General features: G+C 53.7%; 16 protein-coding genes. 4 read left to right on the top strand and 12 right to left on the bottom strand.

Features of this window, described 5'->3' with window-relative positions; genetic code table 11:
• Positions 1–50: 50 nt before the first annotated feature.
• From ACJJIO_RS16815 to gyrA, 12 genes are all read right to left on the bottom strand, one after another.
• Positions 51–929, bottom strand: coding sequence for an MraY family glycosyltransferase (locus ACJJIO_RS16815; RefSeq protein ID WP_444911007.1), 879 nt, complete (start codon positions 927–929; stop codon positions 51–53).
• Positions 930–1,133: 204 nt separating this feature from the next.
• On the bottom strand, positions 1,134–1,436 hold the full coding sequence (locus tag ACJJIO_RS16810) for a ComEA family DNA-binding protein (protein WP_444909162.1): 303 nt from the start codon (positions 1,434–1,436) through the stop codon (positions 1,134–1,136).
• A 141-nt stretch (positions 1,437–1,577) separates the two neighbouring features.
• Complete coding sequence (pyrF, locus tag ACJJIO_RS16805) at positions 1,578–2,288, bottom strand: orotidine-5'-phosphate decarboxylase (RefSeq protein ID WP_444909161.1); 711 nt, start codon at positions 2,286–2,288, stop codon at positions 1,578–1,580.
• A gap of 47 nt (positions 2,289–2,335) precedes the next feature.
• Entirely contained in the window at positions 2,336–3,526 is a 1,191-nt protein-coding gene (lapB, locus tag ACJJIO_RS16800; protein WP_444909160.1) for a lipopolysaccharide assembly protein LapB, read from the bottom strand.
• A 1-nt stretch (position 3,527) separates the two neighbouring features.
• Positions 3,528–3,836, bottom strand: a complete 309-nt coding sequence (locus ACJJIO_RS16795) for a lipopolysaccharide assembly protein LapA domain-containing protein (protein WP_252082373.1) — start codon at positions 3,834–3,836, stop codon at positions 3,528–3,530.
• A 115-nt stretch (positions 3,837–3,951) separates the two neighbouring features.
• Positions 3,952–4,260 carry an integration host factor subunit beta gene (gene ihfB / locus ACJJIO_RS16790; RefSeq protein WP_252082375.1) on the bottom strand — a complete coding sequence of 103 codons (309 nt, stop codon included), beginning with the start codon at positions 4,258–4,260 and terminating at the stop codon, positions 3,952–3,954.
• A 140-nt stretch (positions 4,261–4,400) separates the two neighbouring features.
• Positions 4,401–6,080 carry a 30S ribosomal protein S1 gene (gene rpsA / locus ACJJIO_RS16785; protein WP_252082377.1) on the bottom strand — a complete coding sequence of 560 codons (1,680 nt, stop codon included), beginning with the start codon at positions 6,078–6,080 and terminating at the stop codon, positions 4,401–4,403.
• 173 nt (positions 6,081–6,253) lie between these two features.
• Positions 6,254–6,943: a (d)CMP kinase gene (gene cmk, locus ACJJIO_RS16780; RefSeq protein ID WP_444909159.1), complete on the bottom strand. Its 690-nt coding sequence runs from the start codon at positions 6,941–6,943 to the stop codon at positions 6,254–6,256.
• A gap of 66 nt (positions 6,944–7,009) precedes the next feature.
• Entirely contained in the window at positions 7,010–9,241 is a 2,232-nt protein-coding gene (locus tag ACJJIO_RS16775; protein ID WP_444909158.1) for a bifunctional prephenate dehydrogenase/3-phosphoshikimate 1-carboxyvinyltransferase, read from the bottom strand.
• Positions 9,241–10,344, bottom strand: a complete 1,104-nt coding sequence (pheA, locus tag ACJJIO_RS16770) for a prephenate dehydratase (protein WP_252082383.1) — start codon at positions 10,342–10,344, stop codon at positions 9,241–9,243. The genes ACJJIO_RS16775 and pheA overlap by 1 nt, the downstream gene beginning before the upstream one ends.
• A 41-nt stretch (positions 10,345–10,385) precedes the next feature.
• Positions 10,386–11,465 carry a 3-phosphoserine/phosphohydroxythreonine transaminase gene (gene serC, locus ACJJIO_RS16765; RefSeq protein ID WP_444909157.1) on the bottom strand — a complete coding sequence of 360 codons (1,080 nt, stop codon included), beginning with the start codon at positions 11,463–11,465 and terminating at the stop codon, positions 10,386–10,388.
• Positions 11,466–11,631: 166 nt separating this feature from the next.
• Positions 11,632–14,193, bottom strand: coding sequence for a DNA gyrase subunit A (gyrA, locus tag ACJJIO_RS16760; RefSeq protein ID WP_252082387.1), 2,562 nt, complete (start codon positions 14,191–14,193; stop codon positions 11,632–11,634).
• A gap of 187 nt (positions 14,194–14,380) precedes the next feature.
• Here gyrA and ACJJIO_RS16755 point away from each other — a divergent pair, with 187 nt between their 5' ends.
• The 4 genes from ACJJIO_RS16755 (at position 14,381) to ACJJIO_RS16740 (ending at position 18,129) form a co-directional block, all read left to right on the top strand.
• Positions 14,381–15,706 (top strand): TRZ/ATZ family hydrolase, encoded by a 1,326-nt coding sequence (locus ACJJIO_RS16755; protein ID WP_444911006.1) that lies wholly within the window; start codon positions 14,381–14,383, stop codon positions 15,704–15,706.
• Between the two features lie 239 nt (positions 15,707–15,945).
• A complete protein-coding gene (gene ubiG, locus ACJJIO_RS16750; protein ID WP_252082389.1) occupies positions 15,946–16,647 on the top strand; it encodes a bifunctional 2-polyprenyl-6-hydroxyphenol methylase/3-demethylubiquinol 3-O-methyltransferase UbiG in 702 nt (233 codons plus the stop codon).
• A gap of 12 nt (positions 16,648–16,659) precedes the next feature.
• Positions 16,660–17,319 carry an HAD family hydrolase gene (locus ACJJIO_RS16745; protein WP_444884291.1) on the top strand — a complete coding sequence of 220 codons (660 nt, stop codon included), beginning with the start codon at positions 16,660–16,662 and terminating at the stop codon, positions 17,317–17,319.
• 51 nt (positions 17,320–17,370) lie between these two features.
• On the top strand, positions 17,371–18,129 hold the full coding sequence (locus ACJJIO_RS16740) for a YciK family oxidoreductase (protein WP_444889836.1): 759 nt from the start codon (positions 17,371–17,373) through the stop codon (positions 18,127–18,129).
• Positions 18,130–18,153 lie beyond the last annotated feature (24 nt).

The raw sequence follows: 18,153 nt of genomic DNA, 5'->3' as shown, positions 1-18,153 counted from the left end.
TACATAAAAATCAACCAATCCGTGGCGCCAATTAAAAGCGACCGTTGAAATCAAGTTGCCGCGAAAGCAGAAAAAGTGAACGCCAGGACAGAGGCTGCGATCATCAGAATCAGCTGCAGGTAGAGCGCTTTTGCCACCCCGATACGAATAGCCAAGCGCTGATAAAAATGCTCTCGATGCGCCTCCCACCAACGCTGCCCGCTAGCCATTCGCCACAACAATGTAATGCTGGCATCCACCCAAAAAGGGCTAAAAACAATGATTGGAAACCATAACTCAAAGGCCCCTCTCTGCCATCCAAATAAGCTTAAGGTAAACGCCGCCAAGCCAATGCACGTCGACCCTGCATCTCCCAAGAAAATTTGCGCAGGAGGCCAGTTAAAGCGCAAGAAAATTAATGCGCACACAACGAATAAGACACACACCCCTGCCAACTCCCAGTCTTCCACCAGGAGGAATGCCAGACAAAGAGATGAGAAGCCGATCACAGTCATACTGCCAGCAAATCCATCTATACCATCCATAAAGTTGTATAGATTGATCATCCAGGCCCCGCCCAACACAAAAAGGGGAAGCCACCACCACTCCAGCCCTACAGGTAGCGCAAGGACAACCATCAAAGCAGCAATCAACTGGAAAGCCAAACGTACCTTCGCCGCCACATGCCTAATATCATCCATGGCAGATACGGCAAGGAGCAACACAAAAGACATATAAACAGGTAACGGGAGGGAAGCAGGCCCTACAGCCATGCCCAGTCCGCAGCCCGCCAACAGTGCCCATCCGCCTGTGCGCGGAATTGGAGCGCTGTGCATTGAACGGTGATTAGGAACATCTAAAGCCAAATTTCGCATGCGCAACAGCAAGACAAGCGTCACGCAATAACTCAGAGCCCCTCCAACTAGCAAGGGAAGCCACCAAGCTGACATCGGATCCACTAAACCTCTCTCCTCAATGCTATACGATTGGCGTGAGATAGCGCCAACACTAAAAACTCAAATAAGTGCTGACGCCAAATTCACAGCAGAGGGGGTGATTGAACCCTCTCTCTAACCCGATTAAGCAAATAGGTAGACATAGACCCCTTACCCACTCAGCAAAGAAGACCTTAATCCACCGCTAGTCAGAAGCAGCTACAACCGAATGCGCTCACGATTCTTATCCAGGGTGGCCGCCCCAATCCCTTTGACATTTAGAAGCTGATCCAAGGATGTAAAGGGTCCATATTGTTCCCGATACTCGATAATCAACTGCGCCTTAGCCTCACCAACTCCAAGAAGCTTGCCAGCAAGCTCCCCAGCAGATGCACTGTTTACATTGACCTCAAAGGCAACTTGCTGCTCACTCTCAGCCCCATCGGCAAATACTACTGATGAGGAAAAAAATGAAAGTGCAATAGCTAACAGCAAAGAAAGTAATGAATGAGTTTTAATCATGTTCGACTCCCAGTGAAAGTGTTCTAGTTTCACATTGGGACAGCTCTACCTCCCCAAGCCGGGACATGATACCAACAGGTCAAACAACACTTTGCCCGAGGGCTATTACACTACATCACACCCGGTCTAGGCAAACAAACCTTAATTTCCTGCAATTTCAGTCAATATATCTTGAAGGGCGACCATGGGGTTCTTTGCTGCAGTAATAGGTCGACCTATCACCAAGAGGTCAGCACCTTGATCCAGCGCCTCAGAAGGGGTGAGAGTCCGTCGCTGATCGCCGGCATCACTGCCCGCAGGACGAATTCCCGGGGTCACCAGCTCAAAGTCGGGGCCGCAAGCCGCTTTTAACGCTTCAGCCTCACGGGCAGAGCAGACCACGCCATCGAGACCACAAGACTGTGCTTGTGTAGCCAGATTTAGCACCTGCTCCTGAAGCGGTTTAGCAATCCCAGTGGCAGCCAGCTCTTCCGGGGTGGTACTGGTCAATACAGTAACTCCAATCAACAATGGCTTGCGAGCACCAAATTCACTCAGAGCATCTACAGCCGCTCTCATCATGCGCTCTCCACCACTAGCATGCACATTCACCATCCAGACCCCCATGCGCGCAGCCGCCTTAACCGCCGCAGCGACAGTGTTGGGAATATCATGAAATTTCAGGTCTAGAAACACCTCAAACCCGCGGTCCACAAGGGCACGAACCAGATCGGGCCCAGCAATAGTGAAAAGCTCCTTGCCAACCTTTACCCGACAAAGCAACGGATCTAACTGGTCAGCCATGGAGAGCGCGGCATCAGCGCTGTCATAGTCAAGAGCAACAATAACTGGGGAGGAGACTTGAGACTGCAAAGAAATACCTCTTAAGGATTAGGTTATACGGTGGCCGAGGGAGCTGATCACTCACCCTCGATCCCTTTGACTGATCGGACAGAATCCCAGTGCTTACAACTGGGGCACAACCAATGCAACTGGTTACCAGAAAAACCACAGTTGCTACACCGGTAGTGTGGGCGACTAGCGATCAACTGATCGACAAGCGCTTTCAGTAGGGAGAGATTTTCCCTCGATCTACCCTGCGCAGTACCTATATATAAGTCCAGAAAGCGGCCAAGCCCTCGCAAAGAAGGACGCAGAGCAAGCTGCTTTCCCATAAAAGCTGCAGCGGCAGCTTCGCTATCCTGCTCCTGAATTCTGCTAGTCAGGGCAATCAACACACTATTTGAAGGATGCTCCTTGAGAAGCGACTCAAGATAGCGGTCCAACCCCTTCCCATCATTAAGCTCCACGTAGCAGGTGACTAACAGCTCTAGAATCTCTGGGATATAGTCTGGACTTTGCTTGGGGATCCGCTGCAATACTTTAATGGCATCTCGCTGCTTGCCGAGCAAGTATTCGAGTCGCGCCCACAACAGGCAAGCCCTGACCGAACTTCGATCATATCCTAAAGCCGCGTCGAGATGCTTTCGCGCACTCAAGTAGTCTTTGCCGGTAATAGCCTCCTCAGCCAACTCACAGCAAAAGTGTGCCTGCACAGGAGCCCAGTCCGCTGACAGCCGCTTAAAGCGACGGCCATGCAGTAGATTTACTGCATGAATAGCCTTAGCCCACTCTCTCTCATCCCTATAAACTTCTATCAAGTGCTCGAGGCTGGTTGCACGCAGCTCCTGTGAAGTCTCAACCAGCTCTTGTAATAGTCGCTCGGCTCTATCCAACCAACCAGCAGCAATATAGTCGCAAGCCAGCTCAAATTGGGCCTTGTGCTGGCTCTGCCTTGATAGACTAGGGCGCGCCAGCAGGTTCTGATGCACTCTAATAGCCTGGTCGTACTCCCCTCGCCTACGCAAGAGGTTCCCCAAGGCCAGGTGTGTATCGAAAGTGACCGGGCTTACCTCAAGAGAATCAATAAACTTCTCAATAGTGTCATCGGGATGCTCACTGAGTAAATAGTTGAGCCCCTGAGCATAGGAGCGGGCGAGGGATTGCTCCTGCTCACTAAAGTCAGGTTTTTTCCTGGTACTGCCTCGACCCAGCACCCAACCGATTGCAACCGCAGCCAGTAAAAAGAAGAAATAGGCTAAGTCCAGCAAGTCAGTCTCCGGTAGCCTTATGATGAACAGCCTGGAGTTCGCGCTCCATCTTTTTCAGCTGCTTGTTAAGACCTCGCACGCGGCGACGCTGGGAAAAAATTGGCAAAAGGCTGGCGAGAAATCCGAGCAGGACACCCAGCAGCAACATGCAGATAAGCCAAACACCAACGCTGCCTGACTGCAATGAGTAGCCTGCAATAACCGGGGAGATTACCTGGGAGTTTTCCACCGCGAAATAAATTCCGAGAGCAACGCATACCAGGGCCAGAAGACCGAAAATAAAGTGCATCAGCCAGCGCAGAAATGACAAGGGAACCTCCACGTTCCACTAAAGGGTGACTCTAATAGCCAATAGAATTTTCTGGCGAACGGTACTGCCACTCGAGGAGCGCTGCCCCTCTGATCCCGCAAGCCCTAAGATGCAATCATACTTCGATCCCAACCACATCATGCATACTGCGATTGACTCTGTCGCGCAACTCTTTCCCCGGTTTGAAATGAGGCACATACTTACCCGCTAACGCCACAGCATCCCCCGTCTTGGGGTTACGCCCAGTGCGCGGCGCTCGGTAGTGTAGGGAAAAACTACCAAAACCACGTATCTCAATACGCTCACCCTGCGACAGGGAGTCAGACATAGTATCCAACATCACCTTCACCGCCAGCTCTACATCCTTAACTGGCAGCTGATCCAACCTCAACGCAATCCTTTCGATCAGTTCGGACTTGGTCATGCGCTCCGCAACCTTTGTAAGTCATTGATTTTCTGGAGTAGAGCGCCAATCATCTAATAGAAAGCCGGACTGGGCAACCCCAGTCCGGCTTTCGGGTCACTCCAAGCACTAAACTTGGAGCAATGAACACTTAAAGACTATTAATCTTTGTTGCTCATCTGTGCCTTGATCAGGTCACCGATAGTAGCGGGCTGAACCTGCTCAGACTGCTTCTTGCTGTGATCCTTGATGGCTTGCTTCTCGTCGTCCTGATCTTTGGCTTTGATAGACAGGCTGATCACGCGGTTCTTGCGATCCACGCTGGTGATCTTAGCTTCTACTTCTTCGCCTTCTTTCAGAACGTTGCGAGCGTCTTCAACCTTGTCGCGGCTGATTTCAGAAGCACGCAGAATGCCTTCAACTTCATCCGCCAGGGTGATTACCGCTTGCTTAGCGTCTACTTCCTTCACGATACCATTGACGATGCTGCCGCGATCGCTAGTGGATACGTAGTCGGAGAACGGATCGGACTCCAGTTGCTTGATACCCAGGGAGATGCGCTCGCGCTCGGAATCGATGCCCAGGATAACAGTCTCGATTTCGTCGCCTTTCTTGAACTTGCGAACAGCTTCTTCGCCAGCTTCGTTCCAGGAGATATCGGACAAGTGAACCAGACCGTCGATGCTGCCGTCGAGACCGATGAAGATACCGAAGTCAGTGATGGACTTGATCTTACCGGAGATCTTGTCGCCCTTAGCGAATTTACGCGCGAAGGCATCCCACGGATTTTCCTGGCACTGCTTGATACCCAGGGAGATTCGACGACGCTCTTCGTCGATATCCAGGATCATCACCTCTACCTCGTCGCCAACCTGGACAACTTTGGACGGGTGGATGTTCTTGTTGGTCCAATCCATTTCGGAAACGTGTACCAGACCCTCGACACCTTCTTCCAGCTCTGCGAAGCAGCCGTAGTCGGTCAGGTTGGTTACAACCGCCTTCACGCGGCTGTTCTCTGGGTAACGCTGCTTGATGGATACCCAAGGATCTTCGCCCAGTTGCTTCAGGCCCAGGGATACACGGCTGCGCTCGCGGTCGAACTTCAGTACTTTTACTTCGATCTCGTCGCCAACGTTCACGATCTCGCTTGGGTGCTTGATGCGCTTCCAAGCCATATCGGTGATGTGCAGCAGGCCGTCGATACCGCCCAGATCTACGAAAGCACCGTAGTCGGTCAGATTCTTAACGATACCCTTAATGCTCATGCCTTCTTGCAGGCTTTCCAGCAGCGCTTCACGCTCTTCAGAGGTTGCAGCTTCCATCACAGCGCGACGGGAAACCACTACGTTATTACGCTTGGCATCCAGCTTGATAACCTTGAACTCGAGCTCTTTACCTTCCAGGTGCGCGGTGTCGCGAACCGGGCGAACATCGACCAGAGAGCCGGGCAGGAATGCGCGGATATTGGCAACGTCGACAGTAAAGCCACCCTTAACCTTGCCGCTGATAACACCTTTAACCACTTCGTCAGCTGCGTGAGCTGCGTCGAGGATTTTCCAGGCTTCAGCGCGCTTGGCTTTTTCACGGGACAGACGGGTTTCACCGAAACCGTCTTCTACAGCTTCCAGGGCAACCTGTACTTCGTCGCCCACCTGCAGCTCAACTTCACCTTTATCGTTGGCGAACTGAGCAGCAGGGATAACGCCTTCAGACTTCAGGCCCGCGTGAACGGTTACCCAGTCTTTGTCTACGTCAATTACAACACCAGTAACAATAGCGCCCGGTGCCATTTCAACGCTTTTCAGGCTCTCTTCAAATAGATCAGCAAAGCTCTCGCTCATTACATTACCTATAGTGCTGGGTCCAGCCGTTGGTAACTGTTGAGTTTAGTCAACCGCCAGCCAAGACCCCAACCGCGATGCCAGAACGCGGGTCGGATTACAACAACGGCCGGGCAATTCTGGCAAAACCCGGCCGTTATCGTTAAAAACTATCTGCTGCTGACCTCTGTGGTTCAGGGCGCAATTCGCCTCTGCACCAGTGCCAGCACTTCGTTGAGAACCTCTTCAATCGTCACCCCAGTACTATCGAGCTCTACCGCATCTTTCGCAGGAGCCAGGGGTGAGGCTTTTCGGTTCATATCCTGTGCATCACGGGCACGGATGTCCTCCAGCAGGTCGCGGAGGCTAACAGAAACCCCCTTCTCCCGCAACTGAGCCTCGCGCCTTCTGGCGCGCTCTTCTGCACTGGCGGTCAAATAGACTTTGACTGGAGCATCGGGAAATACGGTCGTACCCATATCGCGGCCATCAGCAACCAATCCAGGCTGTAGTCGAAAATCACGCTGGCGCTGCAACAGTGCGGCGCGCACCCCAGGAATGGCAGCGACAGTAGAGGCCGCCATACTCACCCGCTCCATACGAATTTCATGGCTGACTTCGCGCCCTTCCAGCAGGACCTGCAGACAACCATCACTGATCAGAAAGCGAACATCCAGATCTCTGGCAACCTGGGTCAGAGAATCCTCATCGGCCAGATCCACCTCTTTTTCCAGGGCCGCCAAAGCTGCAGCCCGATAGAGAGCACCAGAATCCAAAAGAACAAAGCCCAGCCTATCCGCCAGCAACTTTGCGATAGTCCCCTTACCAGAACCACTGGGGCCATCAATTGTGACGACCGGTGGCAGCTTGTTCGTTTCATTCATAGTTTTGTACAACTCAACTTCATTGTAAGCCGCGCAAACCGGCCCCTCCTTAACTCATGCCTTAGGTCATGCCAACTGCAGATTTAGACCTGCACCGACGGCCAGCTCGGCAAAATTTGGAAAGGAGGTCGCCACATTAGCGCAGTGGAGGATGCGAATTGTATCCTTTGCGCGCAACGATGCCACCGCAAAAGCCATCGCAATACGATGATCCCCCAAACTATCCACAGTGCCGCCTGAAAATACAGCATCTTCAATAGAACCATCGATTACAATTCCATCCGCGGTAGGCTCCGCGCTCACCCCCAAGGCAGAAAGGCCGTTAGCCATCGCCTGAATACGATCACTCTCCTTCACACGCAACTCTTCGGCGCCGGTCAATACCGTCTGCCCCTGGGCACAAGCGGCAGCAATAAAAAGTGCGGGAAATTCATCGATAGCCAGTGGCACCTGATCCTCTGGAATGGCAATCCCCTTTAAAGGTGCATAGCGAACCCGAATATCCGCAACCGGCTCCCCCCCTACAGTACGCTTATTTAAAAGCTCAATATCGCCACCCATGGCTCGCAGGATATTAATAATCCCGTCGCGGGTGGGATTGATGCCCACATGCTCCAGCATCACATCGGCTCCCGGGGAAATAGCCGCAGCCACCATAAAGAAAGCCGCAGAGGAAATATCCGCCGGCACATCAATACGGCAAGCCTTAAGCCCCCCACTACCACGCAAGGTCGCACAGGCGCCATTTCGCTCCACCGCATAACCAAAGCCCTGCAGCATACGCTCGGTATGATCTCGAGTGGGGGCCGGTTCTTCGGTACTAGTCTCACCTTCTGCATAAAGGCCTGCAAGTAGTACCGCAGACTTCACCTGGGCACTTGCCATTGGCAACCGGTAATTGATCCCTGACAGAGGCTTGCCGCCTTTGATCAATAACGGCGGACGCCCCTCAGGGCCAGTCTCAATAGCCGCGCCCATCTCTCGCAATGGGTTGGCAACTCGATTCATAGGGCGCTTAGAGAGGGACTCATCGCCGGTTAGGGTAACGTCGAAGCCCTGCCCCGCCAGCAAACCAGCAAGCAGGCGCATCGAAGTCCCGGAGTTGCCCAGATATAGGGGGCCAGGCGGTGCCTTTAAGCCATGAAGTCCCACCCCGTGTATTGTCACTCGGCCCTTGTCCGGCCCCTCAATCACCACCCCCATATCGCGGAAAGCCTGCAGAGTAGCGAGGGCATCTTCCCCCTCGAGGAATCCCTCCACCTCTGTCACACCTTCAGCCAGGGAGCCCAGCATTATTGAACGGTGAGACATGGATTTATCTCCAGGAACACGGAGTTTGCCACTCACTGTGCCACCCGGCTGGGCAATAAAAGTTACTTCCTTAGCTTGCATAGGTTCTGAATACGCTTGTTTTGCCAACATTTTTGTAAAGTGATCCCGCGCCGCTTTAGCGCGGGTAAAAACCCCCATCAGCGCCGCGCTATCACCGGAGGCAATGGCACTGCGCAGTGAGGAGAGGTTGAGACTGTAGAGGTCGATCGACTGTAAAATGGCATCCCGGTTGGCCAACATAATGTCCCGCCACATCACCGGGTCGCTGGAGGCAATACGGGTAAAATCGCGAAAACCTCCAGCAGCATAGCGAAAGATATTTTCATTCTCGGCGTCGTGGGCCAAGGTATCCACTAGGCTGAAGGCGATTACATGAGGTAGATGACTGGTTGCAGCCAGCACCTCATCATGCTCTTCTACCGACATTGTCAGCACCTCAGACCCTGCAGCCTGCCAAGCCTGAGCCACCAAGCGCAGGCGATCGACATCGGTATCAGGAGCTGGAGTGAGGATGACACGGTGATCGCGATAAAGGTCATCTCGTGCGGCACTAACCCCGCTCTTCTCAGAGCCTGCAATCGGGTGCCCTAGCACCAGGAAGTTCGGCACCCTGCCCCAGACCTTTTCCGCCGAGCGTTGCACACTTCCCTTAACACTGGCAGCATCGGTAACCGTTACACCTTCAGGCAGATTGTCCTTCAACTGCGCAAACACCGACTCCACCGCCAAGGTTGGCACAGCAATAAAAACCAGGTCTCCCTCCTCCAACAAGTCGAGCGCTTCCGGCAGACTGGTATAGGCACGATCGACCACGCCCAGCTTCTTTGCCTCTTCACAGACCTCCTCTTGGAGTGCGACACCGATCACCTCACGGCAGGCACCCGCCGCCTTTAGGGACAATGCGAAGCTACCACCAATAAGGCCGACACCAACCACCAATAAGCGACCTATATGAGACTTCTCCATCACAGAACACCGCGCGGGTAGGACCCGAGCACTTTCAGGTCCGAGGCACAGGCGCCAACCTCTTTGAGTGCCTCTGCAATATCATCTGTATTCCGGTGCCCTTTGAAATCTACGAAAAACACATAGGTCCAATTTCCAGACTGGGATGGGCGGGTTTCCACCCTGGTGAGATCGATTCCATAACGGCGAAATGGCTCTAGCAAATCGTGCAGCGCACCCGGCTCATTGCGCATAGAGACCATCAGGGAGGTTTTGTCATCGCCGCTGGCGGGCACCCGCTGGGTACCAATGATCAAGAAGCGCGTAGAGTTATCCGGACGGTCCTCGATTTTCTCAGAGAGCACTTTGAGACCATATAATTCGGCAGCCATATCTCCGGCGATTGCCGCTGCGTTCCACTCCCCTTTAACACGCCTGGCCGCATCCGCATTACTGGAAACCGCCACCCTCTCCACGTTCGGGTAATGTGCATCCAGCCATTTTCGGCACTGGGCCAGACTCTGAGCATGGGAGTAAATCCGCGTGATCGATTCAGGGCGGGTCACGTCAGAAATCATTAGATGATGGTGAATTCGCAGCTCCACCTCACCACAGATACTGAGGTTGGAGTTCATAAAGTTGTCCAGGGTATGATTAATCACACCCTCAGTGGAATTTTCCACGGGCACTACACCGTAATTTACGGCGCCGGCTTCCACCTCGCGAAAGACCTCATCAATGGCCGCCAGCGGACGACTCTGCGCAGAATTACCAAAATGCTTCAGGGCCGCCTGCTGGGTAAAGGTACCTTCTGGCCCGAGATAAGCCACTTTGACCGGCTCCTCCAAAGCAAGGCAGGCAGACATAATCTCACGAAACAGCCTTGCCATTTCTTCATCCGTCAGGGGGCCGTCATTGCGCTCCATGGCGCGACGCAGTACCTGCGCCTCACGCTCAGGACGATAGTAGAGCGCATCCTCACCTGTCGCTTTCTTTACTTCAGCCACTTCCAGTGCACAACTGGCTCGCTCGCTGATTAATCGCGCAATCTCTGAATCAATACTATCAATACGATTGCGCAGCTCCAGCAGGCGCTGGTCGCCTCCCACGGTTTCCTCTGTCATCCGCTTTCTACTTTCTCCTGAAGTTAATAATTGTCTGCTCTCTAGCCTTTGCGGGCTTCAAAGTCTGCCATAAAGGTCACTAACGCCTTCACCGCCTCAAAAGGCACAGCGTTGTAAAGGGATGCGCGCATGCCACCCACAGAGCGATGCCCCTTCAAACTCAACAGCCCAGCTGCTTCAGCCTCTTGTAAAAACGGTTTATCGAGGCGCTCATCGGCCAGCACAAATGGGACATTCATCCGCGAGCGACTGGACTTTTCTACCGGACTGGAAAAGAAATCGCTGCCATCGAGAAACTCATAGAGTAACGAGGATTTTTTAGCGGCCTGTTGGGCCATAGCTTCAACCCCGCCCTGCGCCTTAAGCCACTGGAAAACCAGACCGGAAAGGTACCAGGCAAATGTGGGCGGGGTGTTATCCATTGAACCGGCATCGGCTGCCACTTTCCAGCTCAAACTGCGCGGAATATCTTTCATCGCCCGATCCAGGAGATCATCGCGCACTAAAGCGACCGCAATTCCCGAGGGCCCGATATTTTTTTGCGCGCCGGCATAAATTACACCGAACTTCTCCACGTCGATCGGGCAGGAAAGGATATTTGATGACATATCCGCAACCAGAGGGCAGTCCACTTCTGGAACATAATCAAACTCGATACCGCCAATAGTCTCGTTGGGCGTGTAATGAAGATAGGCCGCACCCTCGCTCTGCTGCCAGCTATTCTGCGCTGGCACATAACTGAAATTGCGGTCCTCGCTAGAGGCAACCACATTCACATCACCATAGCGCCGGGCCTCTTTAATCGCTTTTGCGGCCCATTGTCCCGAGTGGATAAAATCTGCCTGCTTAGAGCCGGCGCCAAACAAGTTCCAGGGTATCGCGCTAAATTGCCCGGTAGCGCCCCCCTGCAGAAACAGCACCTTATAGTTATCTGGCACCTGGAGCAGATCGCGCAAGTCCTGCTCCGCGCGCTCAGCCACCTCAACAAATTCCGGCGAGCGGTGGCTAACTTCCATTACTGAACAACCCAGACCCCGCCAGTCCATCAGCTCCAGCTGTGCCTGCTGTAAGACCGGTTCCGGCAGAGCCGCTGGACCAGCGCAGAAATTGTATTTCCTCATGACCTGATTTCCACAAACTAAAAATGGTTTCAAATTCAACTAGATATGCCGACGCACAAAACACCATCTTGGGAGATGGATATCACGCTTTTAAGCATTTCTTAGGGTGCCAGAGGCAAGAAAGGCCGCGATAATCGCAGCCTTTCTGTTGGTAGTTTGGGGTGGGTCACTCGGCCCCACCGTTATCTTCACCCTCTTCTTCCGTCTCCTCGATGCGCCCGAGGCCCACGAGTTTTTCACCGCTCTTGAGTCGAATGACACGGACACCCTGGGTATTGCGCCCCAGCACCGAAACCTCATCGACTCGGGTGCGCACCAGAGTACCCTGATCAGAAATTAACATCATTTCCTCACCCGGGTGGACCTGACAGGCTCCGACCAGAGCGCCGTTACGCTCGCTTTCGGCGATTGCGATAACCCCCTGGGTACCTCGACCCTTGGTGGGGAACTCGCTGATCGCAGTGCGCTTACCGTAGCCGTTTTCAGTCGCCATCATCACGGAGCCTCCCTCTTCAGGGATTACCATGGCGATCACTTCCTGCCCCTCCTGCATGCGGATACCACGCACACCGCGAGACACGCGTCCCATAGAGCGCACATTGGCTTCGGAGAAGCGGGCTGCTTTACCAGCACTGGTGAGCAGCAACACATCGCGCTCACCATCGGTTACCGCTGTAGCGACGAGACGATCGCCCTCCTCCAGCTCAATTGCGCGCAAACCAACGCTGCGCGGACGGGCAAAGGCCGTCAGTGGAGTCTTCTTCACGGTGCCATTGGCGGTGGTGAAGAAAATAAAGTGATCCTCATCGTATTCAGACACTGGCATCAGACTACTAATGCGCTCACCCTCTTCGAGGGGCAGCATATTGACCACCGGGCGGCCACGAGAGGCGCGGCCAGCAGTCGGCACTTCATAGACTTTGAGCCAATACACCTTGCCCTTGTTAGAGAAGCACAAAATAGTGTCATGGGAGTTGGCGATCAGCAGGTGCTCGACGAAGTCTTCATCTTTCACCTGGGTGGCCGACTTACCCATACCACCACGACGCTGAGCTTGGTAATCGGTCAGAGGCTGGCTCTTGGCATAGCCACCGTGGGAAATGGTCACCACCTTGTCTTCCGGGGTGATCAGATCTTCTACGGTCAAATCCTGACGGGAGGCAACAATATCGGTGCGACGCTCATCACCAAAGTCTTTTGACAGCTGCTCCAGCTCCTCGCGAATCACTTCCATCAAGCGCTCAAAACTGCCGAGGATATGCAGATACTCGGCGATCTGCTCCAAGCGGTCCTGGTATTCCGCCAGCAGTTTGTCGTGCTCCATACCAGTGAGGCGGTGCAGGCGCAGTTCGAGAATGGCCTGAGCCTGAGCTGGGGACAGATAGTAAGCGTTATCGCGCAGGCCAAATTCTTTAGGCAGGTCATCTGGGCGGCAGGCATCGGCGCCAGCGCGCTCCAGGAACTGCTGTACGTTACCCACCGGCCAACCCTTGGCTAGCAGCGCCTCACGGGCTTCCGCCGGCGTTGCGGAGGATTTAATCAGTTCAATGACCGGATCAATATTGGCAATAGCAATAGCCAAGCCTTCTAGAATGTGGCCGCGCTCGCGTGCTTTACGCAGCAGGTAAACGGTACGGCGGGTAACCACTTCCTGGCGGTGACGTACAAAGTGCTCAAGCAACTCTTTCAGGTTCAGCACCTTGGGCTGGCCATCAACCAGAGCTACCATATTGATGCCGAACACGCTCTCCAGCTGGGTCTGGGAATAGAGGTTATTCAGGACCACATCACCCAGCTCACCGCGCTTAAGCTCAATCACTACACGCAAGCCGTCTTTATCGGATTCATCGCGCAGCTCAGAGATACCCTCAATCTTCTTCTCTTTCACCAGCTCGGCAATTCGCTCGATCAGGCGCGCTTTGTTCAGCTGGAAGGGAATCTCAGTAATGATGATCGTTTCGCGATTGCTCTTGTCATCGCGAACAACGTCCGCCTTGGCGCGCACATAGATGCGTCCGCGACCAGTGCGGTAGGCTAGCAAGATACCGGCACGGCCATTAATGGTTGCGCCAGTGGGGAAGTCCGGCCCGGGAATATGCTCCATCAAGTCGTCAACAGACAGCTCAGGGTTAGCAATCAGCGCCAGGCAGGCATTAACAACTTCCCCCAAATTGTGAGGAGGAATATTGGTGGCCATGCCCACAGCAATACCGGAGGAACCGTTTACCAGCAGGTTCGGTACTCGGGAAGGCAGTACCTCCGGCATCTGCTCGGAGCCATCGTAGTTGTCGACAAAATTGACCGTTTCTTTATCGAGGTCGGATAGCAGCTCGTGGGCAAGCTTATCCATGCGAATTTCGGTATAACGCATGGCGGCCGGGCTATCACCGTCGATAGAACCGAAGTTACCCTGGCCATCCACCAGTGTGTAGCGCATAGAGAACGGCTGAGCCATACGCACAATGGTGTCGTAGACCGCGGTATCTCCATGCGGGTGATATTTACCAATCACATCGCCAACGACACGCGCTGACTTTTTATAAGGTTTGTTCCAGTCGTTTTTAAGCTCGCTCATAGCGAAGAGCACACGACGGTGTACCGGCTTGAGACCATCGCGTACATCCGGCAGTGCGCGCCCGACGATCACGCTCATGGCGTAGTCGAGATAAGACTGCTTTAGTTCTTCTTCGATATTAATCGGAGAGATTTCTTTGGCTAATTCGCCCATGGCTTACGGCGTTCCTTTTATAGCGCGGGCATGGATACTGAGCCCGGATAAGCGGGCGATTCTAGCACAGTTTGACGCCTTTGGATGGCAGTCCCCACGCACTTCCGAGCCTCACCTACAGCTGTTGCTGTGGGCAGACTCTGCCGCTAAAGTAAATCCCTATCTTAACCGTCGCCACTTACCTCCCATGCCCCAAGCAATAGATACCCTGATTCATGCGCGCTGGATTATTCCGGTAGTCCCCGAACAAAAAGTGTACGAGAACTGCTCACTCGCTGTTGAAGGCGGACAAATTACCGCTCTGCTGCCATCGGCAGAAGCCAAGATACGCTTTAAAGCAAAGCGGGAAGTAGAACTTGGACATCACGCCCTGATTCCCGGACTGATCAATACTCACAATCACGCGCCCATGACACTATTGCGGGGTTATGCTGATGACCGCCCCCTCAAGGAGTGGCTGGAGAAACATATCTGGCCAGCGGAACAACGCTGGGTGGGGCCGGAGTTTGTCGCAGATGGCAGCCGCCACGCTATTGCTGAAATGTTGCGCTCGGGCACTACCACCTTCTCAGATCAGTACTTCTACCCAGAAGCCGTAGCAATCGCCGCTCGGGAAACCGGCATCCGCGCTCATATCGCCTTCCCGATATTAGACGCACCCACCCCCTGGAGCCGCCACGCCGAAGAGGCCTTGCACAAAGGCTTGGCACTGCGCGACGACTACCGCGCCCATGAACGCATTGAAGTGATGTTTGCACCACACGCCCCTTATACAGTTGGCGATCAGACCCTGGAAAAAATCGCCGTGTGTTCCGCCGAGGCGCAAATTCCCGTGCAGATCCATCTGCATGAGACTTACCAAGAAGTGGAAACTGCGTTGAAACAAAATGGTGAACGCCCCACCGAACGACTACAGCGGCTAGGCCTAATGAGCCCACAAACGCTCTGTGTGCACATGGTAGCAACCAATGAACGGGACATAGAGTTGTTAAAAACCAGTGGTGCGCATGTGGCCCATTGCCCATCCTCCAACCTCAAACTGGCCTCCGGCTTCTGCCCCACGGTCGAGATACTCGACGCCGGTATCAATGTATCACTGGGCACCGATGGAGCCGCGAGTAACAATAGTCAGGACCTTTTTGCCGAGGCCAGTACCGCCGCCCTGCTCGCCAAAGCCGTAAGCGGCAAGGCCACTGCGCTTCCCGCTCACCAGGCACTGGCGATGGCCACCATCAATGGTGCCCGCGCCCTGGGAATTGAAGAGAAGACTGGCAGCCTGGAAATCGGCAAGAGCGCCGATATTGCCGCGATCGATCTATCCGGCCTCGAACAGCAACCAGTGCATGACCCTGTATCACAGTTAATTTATGCCAGCGGTGGGCACAATGTCAGCGATGTCTGGGTTGCCGGCAAACAACTGCTGGAGGAACGCCAGCTGTTGACCTTGAATGAAGCAGAGGTAATCCAGCGGGCGCAATTATGGCGTGATAGAATCGCCGGCCATTCACGCTAGGCGTAATTGGTTACGGTAATTCAACTGCTATAAGCAGCCAGCAATTAACGATTAACCGGGCAATTAAATTGACTCTCTTCGTCATTTATTGCCGCCCGTGAAGTACGGAAGTAGTCATTCGACCTCCTCGTATTCGCGGACTAGGACCGGCTAATAGCCGGCGACAGCACCTCAGTGCTGAACTAACCCGGCACAAATTTATTTGCGGGTTGATAGCGACGGAGTATGCAGAGAATTTCATGAGTAATGTAGATCCCGCGGAAATCGCCAAATTCGAACAACTCGCCAGCCGCTGGTGGGACAAAGAAGGTGAATTTAAACCCCTTCACGAAATTAACCCATTGCGTGCTAATTATATCGATAGATACGCCTCGGTGGCTGGTAAAAAACTGTTGGATGTCGGTTGTGGCGGTGGCATTCTAGCCGAGGCAATGGCTCAGCGAGGCGCGACGGTAACCGGTATTGATATGGGCGAAGCCCCTCTCAATGTCGCCAAGCTACACGCCCTGGAAAGTGGCGTATCGGTAGATTATCGACGTATTACAGTGGAAGCACTTGCCGAGGAAGCCCCTGGAAGTTACGACGTTGTCACCTGCCTGGAAATGCTCGAGCATGTACCCGATCCTGCCTCGGTAATCCGCGCCTGTGCCAACTTGGTCAAACCCGGCGGGCACCTGTTTTTTTCGACGATCAACCGCACCCCTAAAGGCTGGCTTTTCGGGGTGGTGGGAGCGGAATATATCCTACGCTTACTACCCAAAGGTACCCACGAATACAGCAAATTTATTCGACCTTCGGAAATGGGTGCCTGGCTGCGCGAGGCGGATCTGGAGTTACGCGATATCACCGGCATGACCTACAACCCGGTAACCCGCACCTATAAACTGAACCCCCGCGACGTCGACGTCAATTACCTGATGTATGCCAGCAAACCCGAATAAGCGAACCATAGAATGAAAGCAGTTTTATTTGATCTGGATGGCACACTCCTCGACACCGCACCAGACTTTATTGTCGTACTCAATCAGTTGCGCCACCAGGAGCAACTCCCTCCCCTGCCCGATCAGGTTATCCGTGGCACAGTCTCTAGCGGCTCGCGAGCACTGGTCACTCTGGGGTTTGGCAAGCAGGAAGGCGATCCTGAATTTTCCAGCCTTTTGCAGCGCCTACTGGATCTTTACCTGGCACACCTCGCAGAGCAGACCGTACCTTTTCCCGGCATAGAGCCATTGCTTGATACGCTGGCACAAAATGAAATCCCCTGGGGTATCGTTACCAACAAGCCCGAAGCGTTTACTGTGCCCCTTATGCGAGCATTCGAATACCTGCCGCCAGCCTCCACTGTGATTTGCCCGGATCATGTGAGCAAGTCCAAGCCGGACCCTGAAGCCATACTGCTCGCCTGCAGTAAAATAGGCTGCACTCCAGCAGATGCCGTTTATATAGGAGATCATCAGCGAGATATCATTGCCGGCCAGCGTGCGGGCATGCCCACCATTGCGTGCGCATACGGGTATATTGATGCCTCCGATGATCCCGCTAACTGGGGTGCCGATCACCTGGTCAGCTCAGTGGATGAAATCTGGCCCCTACTCCAGCAACATTATATTTAACCTTCGAAACCATGCCCGGCCCGATGCTGGGCGCCAGCATCAGGATGTTTCATGTCTGAATATGCCGGCGACTATGTCGCTCCATCAAACCTACTAAAAGATAAAATCATACTTGTTACCGGCGCTGGTGACGGTATTGGCAAGGTTGCAGCAAAGACTTTCGCCGCACACGGAGCCACTGTAATCTTACTGGGACGCACCACTCCAAAACTCGAAATGGTCTATGACGAGATTGAGGCCGCAGGAGGACCGCAGCCGGCCATTTTCCCAATGGACCTCAATGAAGCCAAAATAGAGCACTTTGAAAGTTTTGCCGAGGCCATTGAACAGGAGTTTGGCCGTCTCGATGGGCTACTTCACAATGCCAGCCTCCTCGGGCAGCGCACCCCTCTGGCAAATTACAATTTCTCCGCCTGGCAACAGGTTATGCAGGTCAATGTTAATGCCGTATTTGGACTCACCAAAACACTACTGCCATTACTAGAAAAATCCGAAGCCGGTTCAGTGGTATTCACCAGTTCCAGCGTAGGCCTAAAGGGAAGGGCTTATTGGGGTGCCTACTCTGTATCAAAGTTCGCAACGGAAGGCCTTATGCAGGTGTTGGCCGATGAGTTGGATGGCGTATCCAATGTACGGGTGAATAGCCTCAACCCAGGCGCAACTCGCACCCCAATGCGTGCAACAGCCTATCCGGCAGAAAACCCCAAGTCTGTGGCGGCACCAGAAGAAATTATGCCCACCTACCTCTACTTAATGGGCGATGACAGCCGTAGTCAAAGCGGCAAACACTTTAGCGCTCAAAAACGCTGAGCCCATGTAAACAGTAAAAAACCG

Source organism: Microbulbifer mixtoriginis (SeqCode) (assembly GCF_052467235.1).
This window is presented reverse-complemented; position numbering and strand designations above follow the sequence as displayed.